General features: G+C 50.9%; 14 protein-coding genes. 7 read left to right on the top strand and 7 right to left on the bottom strand.

Annotated elements, in window-relative coordinates; genetic code table 11:
* Positions 1 to 146: 146 nt before the first annotated feature.
* A complete protein-coding gene (locus R6242_RS00605) occupies positions 147 to 1,412 on the bottom strand; it encodes an Hsp70 family protein (protein ID WP_318422702.1) in 1,266 nt (421 codons plus the stop codon).
* Between the two features lie 302 nt (positions 1,413 to 1,714).
* On the opposite strand from R6242_RS00605, the gene R6242_RS00600 reads away from it, so the two are divergent.
* The 7 genes from R6242_RS00600 to R6242_RS00570 all read left to right on the top strand — a co-directional run bounded on the left by R6242_RS00600 (position 1,715) and on the right by R6242_RS00570 (position 6,711).
* On the top strand, positions 1,715 to 2,320 hold the full coding sequence (locus R6242_RS00600; RefSeq protein WP_318422699.1) for a flavin reductase family protein: 606 nt from the start codon (positions 1,715 to 1,717) through the stop codon (positions 2,318 to 2,320).
* Positions 2,321 to 2,328: 8 nt separating this feature from the next.
* Positions 2,329 to 2,715 (top strand): Rid family detoxifying hydrolase, encoded by a 387-nt coding sequence (locus tag R6242_RS00595; RefSeq protein ID WP_318422697.1) that lies wholly within the window; start codon positions 2,329 to 2,331, stop codon positions 2,713 to 2,715.
* A gap of 161 nt (positions 2,716 to 2,876) precedes the next feature.
* On the top strand, positions 2,877 to 3,293 hold the full coding sequence (locus R6242_RS00590) for a CoA-binding protein (protein WP_318422694.1): 417 nt from the start codon (positions 2,877 to 2,879) through the stop codon (positions 3,291 to 3,293).
* The gene (locus R6242_RS00585; protein ID WP_318422691.1) at positions 3,290 to 4,051 is read left to right on the top strand and encodes a DUF3658 domain-containing protein; all 762 of its coding nucleotides are present in this window, start codon (positions 3,290 to 3,292) and stop codon (positions 4,049 to 4,051) included. Before R6242_RS00590 ends, R6242_RS00585 begins: the two co-directional genes overlap by 4 nt.
* A 134-nt stretch (positions 4,052 to 4,185) precedes the next feature.
* A complete protein-coding gene (gene dapF, locus R6242_RS00580; protein ID WP_318422688.1) occupies positions 4,186 to 5,043 on the top strand; it encodes a diaminopimelate epimerase in 858 nt (285 codons plus the stop codon).
* Positions 5,030 to 5,725 carry a DUF484 family protein gene (locus R6242_RS00575; protein ID WP_318422685.1) on the top strand — a complete coding sequence of 232 codons (696 nt, stop codon included), beginning with the start codon at positions 5,030 to 5,032 and terminating at the stop codon, positions 5,723 to 5,725. Before dapF ends, R6242_RS00575 begins: the two co-directional genes overlap by 14 nt.
* Positions 5,725 to 6,711 carry a tyrosine recombinase XerC gene (locus R6242_RS00570; protein WP_318422683.1) on the top strand — a complete coding sequence of 329 codons (987 nt, stop codon included), beginning with the start codon at positions 5,725 to 5,727 and terminating at the stop codon, positions 6,709 to 6,711. Before R6242_RS00575 ends, R6242_RS00570 begins: the two co-directional genes overlap by 1 nt.
* Positions 6,712 to 7,229: 518 nt before the next feature.
* Here R6242_RS00570 and pip read toward each other — a convergent pair.
* The 6 genes from pip to purH form a co-directional block, all read right to left on the bottom strand.
* Positions 7,230 to 8,186: a prolyl aminopeptidase gene (gene pip / locus R6242_RS00565; protein WP_318422682.1), complete on the bottom strand. Its 957-nt coding sequence runs from the start codon at positions 8,184 to 8,186 to the stop codon at positions 7,230 to 7,232.
* A gap of 20 nt (positions 8,187 to 8,206) precedes the next feature.
* On the bottom strand, positions 8,207 to 9,973 hold the full coding sequence (feoB, locus tag R6242_RS00560; RefSeq protein WP_318422680.1) for a ferrous iron transport protein B: 1,767 nt from the start codon (positions 9,971 to 9,973) through the stop codon (positions 8,207 to 8,209).
* Positions 9,970 to 10,230: a FeoA family protein gene (locus R6242_RS00555; protein WP_318422677.1), complete on the bottom strand. Its 261-nt coding sequence runs from the start codon at positions 10,228 to 10,230 to the stop codon at positions 9,970 to 9,972. Before R6242_RS00555 ends, feoB begins: the two co-directional genes overlap by 4 nt.
* A gap of 155 nt (positions 10,231 to 10,385) precedes the next feature.
* A complete protein-coding gene (gene purD, locus R6242_RS00550; RefSeq protein WP_318422674.1) occupies positions 10,386 to 11,663 on the bottom strand; it encodes a phosphoribosylamine--glycine ligase in 1,278 nt (425 codons plus the stop codon).
* A gap of 91 nt (positions 11,664 to 11,754) precedes the next feature.
* Entirely contained in the window at positions 11,755 to 12,315 is a 561-nt protein-coding gene (locus R6242_RS00545; RefSeq protein WP_318422671.1) for a hypothetical protein, read from the bottom strand.
* Positions 12,316 to 12,451: 136 nt separating this feature from the next.
* On the bottom strand, positions 12,452 to 14,014 hold the full coding sequence (gene purH / locus R6242_RS00540; protein WP_318422668.1) for a bifunctional phosphoribosylaminoimidazolecarboxamide formyltransferase/IMP cyclohydrolase: 1,563 nt from the start codon (positions 14,012 to 14,014) through the stop codon (positions 12,452 to 12,454).
* Positions 14,015 to 14,017: the final 3 nt, after the last annotated feature.

The following is a 14,017-nucleotide window of genomic DNA, read 5'->3' as shown; positions in this document are numbered from 1 at the left end:
AAAACCTAAGATCTGTAGACACAGAGAACACGGAGAAAACCTTAAAAGCGAGAATAATGTAGGGTGGGCATGCTTTTATGCCCACGCGTCCATGCACACCGCGTGGGCACGATCAAGCTGTGCCCGCTCTACAAAGCAACGGCCAATCAGCCAAACCGCCTTGCCGCTTCCACCGCCAAGCCCGTACCGATACTGCCAAATAAATCACCTTCTACATGACGCGCATTGGGCAGGAGCGCGGCAACTTGGCTGCGTAATAGCGGCACGCCGCTGGAGCCACCGGTAAAGAACACGGTATCGACCTGCTCTACACGTACCCCTGCTGTGGAGAGCAAGCCGGTAACGGTTTTTTCTACGCTATCAACCAAACGCTCAATCGAAGTATCAAACTCTGCGCGGCTTAGCTCATGCGTCAAGCCGTCTTCCAAGCGATCCAGCGTTAGGATGGTGCGCTCGTTTGCTGATAAGGCAATTTTTGCGTCTTCTACCTGCATTGCTAACCAATGACCAGCACGCTGCTCGATCAGGCTCATTAATCGATCTAATTTATCCCGCTCTAGTGCATCGCGGTAAACATCGACTAAATCAGTCCAAGAACGGCGGGTGTAGGCAAAATTGATGGTGTGCCAGGTCGCCAGATTAAAGAAAGTGCCAGAGGGGACTTCTGAGTTATTTTTAAGCCGCGTTTTATAGCCAAGCAAAGGCATTACACCCGCTAAGCTCAGCGCCTTATCAAAATCTGTACCGCCAATATGCACGCCAGCACTGGCCAGCAAATCTTCGCGGCGATCCAGCAACTGCGCCCGCTCTGGCGATAATCTCACCAAAGAAAAATCTGAAGTACCGCCGCCAATATCCACAATCAGCACCAGCTCTTCTTTTTGAATGCTGCACTCGTAATGAAAAGCCGCCGCAATCGGCTCAAACTGAAAACTAATTTCTTTAAACCCCACCTGATAGGCAATCTCGGCGAGGGTTTTTTCGGCTTGCGCATCGGCTGCCGCGTCGTCATCTACAAAATGTACTGGGCGGCCAAAGACAGCCTGCTCAAACGGCCTGCCTGCCGCTGTTTCCGCCCGCAGCTTAAGTTCACCAATATATTTTGCCAGTAAGCCACGCAGCGGCAAGGCTCGGCCATTCACCTCGGTTTGCGCATCAATCAAGCTGCTGCCCAAGAGGCTTTTTAAAGAGCGCATCAAGCGCCCTTCATAGCCCTCTAAATATTCGCCCATGGCGGCTCGGCCATAGCAAACGGAATCTTCTTCGGCATTAAAAAACACCATGGATGGCAATGTGGCCTTACCATCTTCCAAAGAAATCAAGGTGTTAGCCCCTGGGCGTACCCAGCCCACCGTGGAATTAGAAGTACCAAAATCGATGCCGCAGGCACGAGCAAAAGAAGGAGAAGTCACAGGCCTGATCCGAACGGCAAAAGGGGGCGTGATTCTACATAGCATTGCTGATAAAAACAATTTTGAATCATATAGGCTCGATTAATGCAGGTTTACCCGCGCGTTTGCGGTATTTAAGATAAATCAAAGCCTTATGTGGAATGCAGGGCTTACTCTAATATGCGGCAACAACAAGCATCAGCTTATACGATCATCATGTAGACCAGCATATTGCCGCAAGCTATAACAATACTAGAAATCTATGTGGCTTGAGTTAATCACTTATGCCCCCATTTATGCTTAATACACTTAGGGCAACAAGCATGGAACTAACCATATCGGCGTTATCACCCGATGAAAAGTACGCTTTAATCAGCGATTGCGTTGTGCCTCGCCCTATTGCGTGGATAAACAGCCAAAATACCGCTGGTATCGTGAATGTTGCGCCGTTTTCCTACTTTAATATTGTTTCTAACGAGCCGATGATTGTATCGGTCAGCATTAATCGCCGCCACGACAATGCCATGCTTAAAGACACCGCGCGCAATATTTTGCAAACGGGTGAATGTGTTGTGCATCTGCCATCCCGTGGCCACGCCCCGCAAGTCAACGCCAGCGCCGCCGCTTTTGGCCCCAATGAAAGTGAAGCCACCGCCCTAGGCTTAGCGCTTACGCCATCTATTGCAGTAAAACCACCCCGCCTTGCCGATTGTGGCGTGGCGCTAGAGTGCCGCCTACATATGCACATCGAAGTGGGCGACCCCGTTGTGGCAGACTTAATCCTACTAGAAGTAGTGCACCTTGGCGTGGCCGATGATTTACTGGTTGATGGCCGTATCCATCCTGGGCCACTCGATCCTTTATCGCGCCTTGGCGGGCCAGACTATGCGGTAGTAGGCGAGCGTTTTGTTATTCAGAGGCCAAAATGAGTCTTGATATGAAAAAATCGATTATCCAAAGCGAGCAAGCCCCAAAAGCCGTTGGCACTTATTCGCAAGCCGTAAAAATCGGCAATACCGTGTATTTATCTGGCCAGATTGGCCTTGACCCAAGCAGTGGCATTTTGGCTGAAGGCTTTACTGCACAGACCCATCAAGTCTTTCAAAATTTGCGTGCAGTATGTCAGGCAGCAGGTGGGGATCTGCAAAATATTGCTAAGCTAGGGGTATTTGTTACCGACCTCAGCAACTTTGCCGCCCTAAATGACATCATGGGCCAGTATTTTACCGAGCCCTACCCCGCCCGAGCCGCAGTCCAAGCCGCAGCCTTACCCAAGGGCGCGCTGGTTGAAGCCGATGGGATTATGGTTTTGGACAGTTTATAAAAGACAAAAGAAATCGTAGGGTGGGCACCTGTGCCCACGCGGCAAAGCCCAAACAAATCGGCAAGCTCAGATAAAACAATCCGCCTCATGTTTTTAACTCGGTGCGCTCTGTGGTCACATATTTTTAAAAAATAAGAACCCAATCTACAGAGGATTCTCTCATGTCCTTCCAAAACCCTAGTGATGACGAAATTCGTGAGTTTCTACTAAACATTCACCACATCGCTGTAGTCGGCCTATCACCCAAGCCTGATCGGCCTAGCTTTGGCGTGTCTACCATCATGCAAAAAGCCGGCTTTCATATTATTCCCGTGCGCCCTTATACCGAAAGCGTATTGGGCGAAACCGCCTACGCCAGCCTTAGCGATATCCCAGGGAAAGTAGACTTAGTGAATGTGTTTCGGGCCAGCGATCAAATTGATGCCATTGTGGATGAGGCCATCCAGTTGCAAATCCCCGCAATCTGGATTCAACTCGGCATTATTAATGAAGCCGCAGCATTACGCGCCAAGGCGGCGGGCTTGTTTGTGGTGATGAATCGCTGTATCAAGATTGAATATCTACAGCTATGCCTGTGAGCTGCCATCTGGTCTTAGGCGATTGCGCTGCAGACCTACTACGAATCAGCCTAGGCCCCTATGCCGATATCCGCATCCACCGCGATGATCTAGCCGTTGGGCCGCTGATCGATATTGATGACGCCTACCCAGCGGCCAGAGTGCATTTTTGGGACGCAGTATTCCCGCAATCCAGCTTTGATTTTAACGATGTGCTGCCCGCTGGCAACGCCCAGCTTGCCTCTCTGCCCGCAGATCTCACTCTATGGATAGGGAACTCATGCGGTGAGGCACTTTTACTGCGCAGATTGGCGTGGTGGCGCTATAAAACCCAACAAACTTTTAAACTCCTCTCGCCTGATAGCACGGGGCTAAACAGCTATATTGCAGGGCAAGTGCCACTCAGCCTAATGCCACTGCCCATTATTCAAGCCACCAACAGCCAAACGCTATCACCTGCCTTGCTGCAAGAATTAGCCAGCGAATGGCAAGCCATCCGCCAGCAGCCCAGCGCCTTTCGCGGCTGGAACGGCAGCAGCTTTCACCACCACACCCAAACCGCACTTGATGCAGAAATGCTGGCACTTATCGAAGAAAACTATCTACCTTGCAGCGAGATTGCTAGCCGCTGGATATCCACCAGCAGCGATTTTTTTCGCAGCGATGTGCTCGCCATGTGGCGCTTACGTGGCCTTGCCGAGCAAGACCTGATCGAGCTTTGCCCTCACCCAGACGAGTACTGGCTATTTGCGTTTAAGGCGCGTAGGAAAATACCTTAACGCTGATATTGCGCAGAAAATCCTAAATCTTTAACGATTTAGATCTAAATGCATTAAGGAATGTGAGTAATGGATTGCCATAAACTTCTGCACCGTTTACCTTTAGTAAAATCATTCAGCGGCGCGCCAGTAATATGAAAATTCAGTTCACTAAAATGCAAGGTCTGGGTAATGACTTTATGGTGATTGATGGGGTCAATCAAGACATCCAGCTAGATAGCACCACCATCCAGCAATTAGGCGATCGGCATTTTGGCATTGGTTTTGATCAGCTTTTATTAGTAGAAGCCTCCAATCTGCCCGATATCGACTTTAGCTACCGCATTTTTAATAATGATGGCAGTGAAGTAGAGCAATGCGGCAATGGCGCACGCTGTTTTGCCCGTTTTGTGTTTGATAAAGGCCTAAGCCATAAACGTGAAATTGCCGTCAGCACCGCGCGAGGGGTGATTTACCCGCGTCTAGAGGACAATGGCAATGTTACGGTGAATATGGGCGTGCCGCAATTTGCCCCAGCAGCAATCCCCTTTATCAGCGATGCAGATCTAATCATTCATCCGCTAGATGTAGATGGGCAGAGTATTGATATCAGCGTGGTATCGATGGGCAACCCGCATGCCGTACAAGTAGTCAGCGATGTAGAAACCGCCCCTGTTGCCAGCCTTGGCCCCAAAATTGAAACGCATGCGCGCTTCCCAGCCAAGGTTAACGTCGGCTTTATGCAAATCGTGAATCGAGACCAAATTAAACTACGGGTATTTGAACGCGCAGCAGGCGAAACCCTAGCATGTGGCACAGGCGCTTGCGCGGCTGTCGTGGCAGGTATTCGCCGTGGCTTACTCAACCCCAGTGTTCGTGTGATCACCCATGGCGGTGAGCTGACTATTAGCTGGCAAACAGGCGAAGCAGTTTGGATGAGCGGCCCTGCGGTAACGGTATTTAATGGTGAGATCAGCCTTGGCAACCTTGGAGAACAATATGCAGCCCAATGAAATTGTCGCTTGGCTTAAAGACAACCCCGCATTTTTTGATCAATACGCCGACGAGCTGGCGCAAATTTACGTGCCTCACAGCCACCGTGGCCAAGCGATTTCGCTGGCGGAACGGCAGCTACTCACCTTACGTGAAAAAAATCGCTCGCTTGAGCTGCGCCTAGGCGATCTGCTGCAGTTTGGTGAAGAAAACGATCATATATCTGAAAAACTGCACCAACTTAGCGTTAGTTTGATGCAAGCCGACGATCTGGCCAGCATGATAGGCACACTGGAATACCATCTGCAGCACCGCTTTGGCGTGCCGCATATTGCGCTGCGGCTGTGGCTAGATAGCGATTGTAATCTGCGCGAATTTGCCCCCGTTGGCGAGGCGGTACAAAAACTGGCGCAGAACTTGGTGTCGCCTTACTGCGGCCCCTATGTAACCGATGAAGTACAAGCATGGTTTGAATGCGAAGCCAACACGTTAAAATCCTTCGCTCAGTTTGCGCTGCGCATTGGTAGCGGCGAGCCATTTGGCATACTGGTGATGGCCAGCGAAGATATTGAACGCTTTTACCCTGATATGGGCACGCTGTATTTGCAGCGCCTATCTGATTTAGTCTCCGCATCTATTCGCCGTGCCGTGCCTCAGTTTGAGCCAAATGACGAGCCCATGCTGCTAACTGAAGAAGTGTGATGCAAGCCACCACGGAGCGTCTTATTCCGCTAAGCAGGGAAGACACCACTAGCATACTAGCGGATGAAAACGCAGAACAACTCCGCGTCAAACAAGCCATGCTCCTGCACTTTGTCCAATATTTAGAAGGGGAAAAAGGCGCGGGCGAGCATACACGGGCCGCCTACCAGCGCGATATGGCCACCTTATTGGAATGTGCCGTTGGCCATGATTTAGCAGCGCTCACGCCTAAGGAAATTCGTGGTTATGTGCGTAAGCTTACCAGCCGCAGCTTATCGGCCAGAACCATTGCCCGCACCCTTTCTACATGGCGCACATTTTATCGCCTCATGTGCCGAGATTTTCACTGGCCCATGAACCCCGCTGATGGCGTAAAGCCGCCCAAAACCGCAAAGAAACTCCCTGCCGCGATGACCATTGACGATACATCGGGCTTTTTAGAAAACATGCCCGATGAGGAAATCCTAGCTTGCCGCGATAAAGCCATCTTTGAGCTGGCTTACTCTTCTGGCCTGCGGGTGGCTGAATTGGTATCGATTAACTTACTTGATTTAGATTTAAACCACGGCATGGCGGTGGTCACGGGGAAAGGCGGCAAGACTCGGCAAGTACCGGTAGGCAGCGTGGCTTGCGAAGCAATCCGCCGCTGGCTGCTCGAGCGCCCCAAGCTAAGCCCCAAAGATAATACGGTTTTTGTGGGCAAAAATGGCGGCACGCTCAGCACCCGCGCGGTGCAACTGCGGATTAAATATTGGGAAACCAAACTCAATATCAAGGAGCCACTCTACCCCCACAAACTGCGCCATAGCTGCGCCAGCCATTTACTACAAAGCTCACACGATTTACGCGCCGTGCAAGAGCTGCTCGGCCACGCCAGCATCGCCACCACCCAAGTCTATACCCACCTTGATTACCAACATCTATCACAAGAATACGACCGAACTCACCCAAGAGCTAAAAAGCCTGAGGATAAAGAAGAGAAGTAGTTTTGTTGTTGGGTAAACCCAAACCCAAATCTTGAAACACGGAGTGCACGGAGAACGCGGAGTTTCACGGAGAAAAACAAAGGGAAAACAAACTGTTTGCTTTGAGGTTTGAGGTTTGAGGTTTGAGGTTTGAGGTTGAGGTTGAGGTTGAGGTTGAGGTTGAGGTTGAGGTTTGAGCATTTTCAAATTTAGGCGACTGGATTTACATCGCGACTCGTTGCGCGGGGCTTTTAAAAGTCCCCTGAAAACACGCCGAGCGAGGAACAAGCGGGGCGGGGTAGTCGTCAATTCGTGTTTGAGCGAAGCGAGTTGACACAACGCCGCTGTCCGCAGCGAGGGGCCTTCGTGTTTTAGGGGCGGCCTTCTTTCGCTTCCTTTCTTGGCCGCGCAAGAAAGGAAGGTCCAGCGGGACGTCCGCACCAAAATCAACGTGCCGAAGGCACTAAAAAGGTCTTAAGCTCTTTTTGCCTTTGATTCACTGCTACGAACAAAAAACTCACCCCAGAGCACCATCCCTTTTAAGAAAACTTCCCCTGCAATTTAAATTCCTCAGTCGCTTTCATTAATGCCGTAGCAGTCCCTGGCTCCATTGCGGCATGACCCGCATCGGGGATGATATGCAAAGTGGACTCAGGCCAAGCTTGATGCAGGCGATAAGCCGATTTGGGCGGGCAAATTACATCGTAACGCCCTTGGATAATCACCGCTGGCAGATGGCGAATCTTGCCTACCTGCTGCACCAACTGGTCTTCATCCATAAACGCGCCATAGCGCATATAGTGCGCCTCAAGGCGGCCTAAGCTGGTACAAACGGCATCGGTTTCAAACTGAGCAATGGTGCTGCTTTGCGGCTCTAAAAATAGGCAGCTGCCTTCATAGCGGCTCCACGCACGGGCAGCGGGTAAATAAACGGCGGGGTCGTCATTAAAGAGCTGCTGACTATAGGCTTCCAGTAGATTTCCCCGCCCAGCTTCTGGCACCTGTGCAACAAATTCAGCGTGGACTTCTGGGTAAAAATGGCCAATGCCATTCACAAACCAATCCACCTCGGCCTTGGTGCAGAGAAATATCCCACGCAAGATAAAGCCCAAACACGCCTCGGGATGCGCCTCACCATAGGCCAACGCAAGGGTTGATCCCCAAGAACCGCCAAACACCAGCCACTGCTGCACATCCAGCATCTGGCGCAAAACTTCAATATCGGCGATTAAATGAGCGGTGGTGTTATTGCGATACTCCCCCAAAGGCGTGGATTGCCCAGCGCCGCGCTGATCAAATAACACGATACGATAATGCGCTGGATCAAAAAAACGCCGGTGCATCGGTGAAGTCCCACCGCCGGGGCCGCCGTGCAAAAACAGCACTGGTACGCCATCGGGATTGCCACATTCTTCCCAATAAAGGGTGTGTACATCATCCACAGCAAGACGACCACTGCGGTGAGGTTGGATGTCTGGAAATAATAAATCGCTCATTAAAATCCCTTGCTGAATGTTTAAAACCCCAGCGCCCTCGCCCCCTGATAGAAGATAAACGACAGCACCCAAGCCAGTACTAGAGAATAGACCACAGAAAAAGTAGTCAGCGCCACGCTGTTAGATTCCTTGCGCATGGCGGCAATAGTAGAAACACAGGGCACGTAGGTCAATGAAAATAGCATAAAGCTATATGCCGACACTGGGTCTAGCACTTGCGCCAAATGATGCGCCAAGGCTGGCCCATCCTGCCCAGCAATCACCGCCAACGCCCCCAACACCACTTCTTTTGCTACAAAACCAAACATCAGCGCGATCGATAGCTCGGCCTGAATGCCAATTGGGGACAACACGGGCTGAAAGAATCCAGCAATCATGGCGGAATAACTGTGCTGTGGGTTTGGATAATTACTCAACAGCCAAACCAAGACCACCCCAATCACAATCATGGTTGAGGCCAGCCGTACAAAGCCCGCCGCCTCGCCCCAGCCACGCAAGAAGATCTGCCGCAGCACAGGGAAGCGATAAGGCGGTAATTCTAGCGTAAATGGCTCGGTTGATTTAAAGCGCCCCCGCAGCAAGAGTGCCGTGCCCATAGAGATAAAAATGCTCGCAAAATACAGTGACAACAGCACCCACGGCGCTTGCAGCGGGCTAAACAATGCGCCGCTTAAAAATAGAAAAATCTGCAAACGTGCCGAACACAGCGAGAAAGGAATCGCCAGCATAGTCAGTAAACGCGCCTTTTTATCCCGAATCACCCGCGTGCCCATTAGCGCAGGCACATTGCAGCCAAAGCCCATCATCAGCATCACAAAGCCACGGCCATCCATGCCCAGACGCGCCATCAGGCCATCCATCATAAAAGCCGCACGCGAGAAATAGCCTGAGTCTTCGATAATCGCCATCAGACAAAAAAACAGGAAAATAATCGGAATAAAAGTCAGTACCGTACTGAGGCCATCAAACACCCCATCCACCAAAAAGCCCGACCAGAAAGGCGGCCAAGAAGCGGTGGCTGTTTGTAAAATATCGGTTTTAAACCACTCCAAACCGCCTTTCATCAAATCTTGTAAGGGCACGCCAATGGCGTAAGTCAGCTGAAAAAGGAAAAACATCATCAGTACAAACAGCGGCAAGCCCAGCAAGGGATGCAACACCCAGCGATCCAGCAGCGCCGTTGGGCCTGCCGGTAAAATAGCGGGGCGCTGAATAAAACGCGTGTAGAGCTGCGCCTCGGCTCGGTGCAGGGTGTGCGATTCTGGCGCATGGCTAAGTTGAATTTGCTGCGGGGTATGACTACTGATCAGCCGGTTAAGCGCGTCTTTTAGCTCCGCCACACCATTGCCATGTTTAGCGCTAATTTTTAACACGGGGCAGCCCAGCGCTTCAGCCAGCCCTGCCAGATTAATCTGTACCCCTGCCTGCTTGGCTTCATCGCTCATATTCAGCGCAATAATCAGCGGCGCACCAAGGGCTTTAAGCTGCAAGGCCAACACCAATTGTCTATCTAGCTGAGTGGCATTCAGCACCAATAAAATGGCATCTAAAGGCGTTTGGTTGAGGAAAGTCTGAGTAATCCGCTCATCCTCAGCTCCCCCCGTTAAATCGTAAATCCCAGGCAGATCAATCATCTGCACCATAGCGCCGCCCAGCAAAATCCGGCTAGAAGCCAGCTCCACCGTCAGCCCTGGCCAATTGGCCGTGCGGGCCGTGCCACCGGTAATGCGGTTAAATAAAGTTGATTTACCGGTGTTCGGCATTCCCACTAAGGCAACGCGCTTCATACCGCCACCGCAATCAGATCAGCTGCTGCCTGTGGTAAAACCGAAACCATAATTTTGCGGGCATCATCCCACCTCAGCATAAACTCGGTACTGGCCACACGCAGCTGCAAAGGCCCGCCAAGAAAACCACGGCGAATCACCTCGATATCGCGCTCTGCATGCAGGCCCAAAGCCGCAAGCCGCTGAGTTAAATCTGGGGAAAGTTGGGTGGAGAGAATTCTGGCAAGGGTATTCAGAGGGAGATCAGCAAGTGTCATGGTTTTGGCAATGAGAACGGTTTTTGTTACAACATCTTCACCCTTACAAAATAATGCGTCAATCCAAGCCCAACCATTTATTGATCTGTATCAGAATCCTAGGGCAAGAAAAAAGCCATGCAAGAGCATGGCTTTTTTCTCTAACGATTTAAATATCACTTACGGCTAATCGCTCGCCAGCCGATATCACTGCGGTATTGTGCGCCTGCAAATGACACGCCTGCCAAGATTTGATAAGCGCGTTTTTGCGCCATTTTAAAGCTGTCGCCAAAGGCGGTTACACAGAGCACACGGCCACCGGCGGTGATGGCTTCACCTTGTTCATTGAGCGTAGTGCCCGCATGAAATACATGGCCGTCTTCTAAAGCAGTGGTTGGCAGGCCAGAGATTAAATCGCCTTTACGCGGGGTTTCTGGGTAGTTGGCCGCAGCCATTACCACGCCCATTGCCACGCGGCGGTCCCACTCGGCTTCGATCTGATCCAGCGTGCCATTCACACCATGCTCCAGCAAGGTGACAAAATCACTCTTTAAACGCAGCATAATTGGCTGGGTTTCAGGATCGCCAAAGCGGCAGTTGTATTCGATCACTTTAGGATTGCCCTGCGCATCTATCATCAAGCCCGCGTATAAAAAGCCCGTGAATACTGTGCCGTCTTTCGCCATGCCCTGCACGGTAGGCATAATCACTTCACGCATGACTTTGGCGTGTACATCGGGTGTCACCACAGGTGCGGGGCTATACGCACCCATACCGCCGGTGTTCGGACCTTCATCACCGTCTAGTAGACGTTTGTGATCTTGGCTGGAGGCCATAGCCAGTACATTTTTGCCATCCACCATCACAATAAAGCTGGCTTCTTCACCAACTAGGCACTCTTCAATCACTACGCGCGCGCCCGCGTCGCCAAATTTATTGTCTGAAAGCATGGAATCAACCGCAGCGTGCGCTTCATCCAGCGTCATCGCCACCACCACGCCCTTACCTGCGGCTAGGCCATCAGCCTTGATTACAATAGGTGCGCCCTGCGCTTTGATATAAGCGTGCGCTTCATCGCTACTTGCAAAGGTTTGGTATGCCGCAGTGGGAATACCGTGGCGTTGCATAAAGGCCTTGGCAAAGTCTTTAGACCATTCCAACTGCGCCGCTGCGCGAGTTGGGCCAAAGATTTTTAAGCCTTCTTCACGGAAAGCATCGACCACGCCATTGGATAGCGGCGCTTCTGGGCCAACCACGGTAATGGCGATGTTTTCTGCCTTGGCAAAGGCAATCAGTTCTGCTGTTGTAGTGATATCAACATTTATTAAATCTTTTTCTAGTGCGGTGCCCGCATTACCTGGGGCGACAAACACTTTGCCTACACGTTCTGATTGGGCAATCTTCCAAGCCAGAGCGTGCTCACGGCCACCCGAGCCAATCACTAAAATATTCATTTGCAGATTTCCAATTAATCGAATTCGTAACAGCCCGATATACAGAGCAAATTGCCAGCAGGCACTTTGCCAATCCCAGCATCAATAAAAATTAATCGAATTCATAACGGCCAAACAAGTAGCCAACGTTCCCGTTATTAAGCTGACCATTCAAGCGGGGGATAAAGGTACCCATGACCGAAGCTTTGCCATAACGCACCGCCAGAAAAGGTAATGGTGCAGGAAAAGGAATCCCACCAATTACATCCTGACGTGAAATCAGAGACAGCGACATGCCCGCTCCCACAGATAATTTGCCCGCAACAGGCCAAAACCAAAGCCTCATGTACCCTACTTGCAACTGTGGGTCCTCATGCGAATCGGCCATAATCATGCCGTAGATAAATTCTTGGTTGCCATTTTCATCTTCAATACGCTTACCAATCCCTCCGCCGTAGGCAAACTCATTAAATGAGCTGAGCAGCTCCTCGTCGTAAGTTGAGCGTTGATGCCAAGAGTAACCAGAGACTAGCAAGTCATTTTTGCCTTCTCGGTTTATTTTATCCACACGTTGGCAAGCAGCAGTCGCCCAATCCCACATATTGGAGCAATCCATCGCAGATGCAGGCAAGACAATCAGCAGACAAAGGCAGGCAAACAGTTTTTTCATCATTTCAACCAAAATATTTCAAAGCGAAAACCACTGCCCCCAAGGCCAGCCACTGAGTAAAATGCACAATCTATCAAATACTATAAACACAATAAGCGGGGAGTCTCTTCCCCGCTTTCAGGTCATCTACTGGCCAATCTTAATGGCGGAAATGACGAACACCTGTCACCACCATTGCAATACCATGCTCATTTGCAGCCGCAATCACTTCATCATCACGCACCGAGCCGCCCGGCTGGATAATCGCTGATACGCCGTTTTCAGCAATCACATCCACGCCATCGCGGAAAGGGAAAAAGGCATCAGACGCGGCGACCGAGCCACGTAAATCTAGACCCGCGCTCTTGGCCTTAATGGCCGCAATTTTAGTTGAATCCACACGGCTCATCTGGCCAGCGCCCACACCTAATGTCTGGCCCTTGCCGCAGAATACAATTGCGTTTGATTTAACAAATTTGGCGACATTCCATGCAAACAACAGATCTTTAAGCTGTGCCTCGGTAGGCTGTAGCTTAGTCACAACCTTCACATCTTTCAGCGTCAAAATGTGGGTATCGGGAGTTTGCACCAACAAGCCACCACCCACACGCTTCACATCAAAGCGATTAGCGCCCTGCTCTACGGGGACTTCTAGCACGCGAACATTTTGCTTTTTAGCCAGCAGTGTTAAGGCTTCTGCGGTATAGGCCGGAGCAATCAGCACCTCCATAAATTGCTTAGATACCGCCTCGGCAGTATCCACATCTACCGTCTGGTTAAACGCAATAATGCCGCCAAACGCGCTAGTGGTATCGGTTGCAAACGCTAAGCGATACGCTGAATAGCTATCCACACCCACCGCCACGCCGCAAGGATTGGCATGCTTCACAATCACACAAGCAGGCTCTACAAACTGCTTCACGCATTCCCATGCCGCATCCGAATCGGCCACATTGTTGTAGCTTAATTCCTTACCCTGCAATTGCTTGTATGCAGCGAGGCTGCCTGCGGCGGGATCGATATCACGGTAAAAAGCAGCGCTTTGATGTGGGTTTTCGCCATAGCGCATATCTTGCACTTTAACGAACTGCATATTTAGGCGATCTGGATAAGATTTTTTCTCGCCATCAACCGTCAGCGCAGTCAGGTAGTTAGAAATTGCACCATCGTAAGCAGCGGTATGGCTAAAGGCTTTTTTCGCCAATACTTTACGTGTGGCCAGTAATAAAGCGCCATCGTTGGCTTGCATTTCTTTGATTAGATCAGCGTAATCGCTGGCATCAGTCACAATCGCTACATGGGCGTGGTTTTTGGCGGCAGAGCGCACCATGGCTGGGCCGCCGATATCGATATTTTCAATCGCATCTTCATAGCTGCAGTCAGGCTTGGCAATGGTCGCTTCAAAAGGGTAGAGATTTACACAAACCAGATCGATATTGCCGATGCCGTGCTCTTGCATGGTGGCAAGGTGTTCAGGTAAATCGCGACGGCCCAAAATGCCGCCATGAATTTTTGGATGCAGTGTTTTCACACGGCCATCCAGCATTTCAGGGAAGCCAGTGTAATCTGCCACTTCGATCACCGGCACGCCGTTGTCGCTAAATAATTTGGCGGTACCACCGGTCGACAAAATTTCGACACCTTGCGCCGCCAAGGCTTTGGCAAAATCAAGCACACCGGTTTTATCGGATACGCTGATCAGCGCGCGGGTAATTTTGCTCATCGT

It is taken from the genome of Iodobacter sp. CM08, from assembly GCF_033446605.1.
Classification (GTDB): Bacteria; Pseudomonadota; Gammaproteobacteria; order Burkholderiales; family Chitinibacteraceae; genus Iodobacter.
The sequence above is the reverse complement of the archived record's forward strand: the minus strand, read 5'-3'. Positions and strand labels throughout refer to the sequence as shown.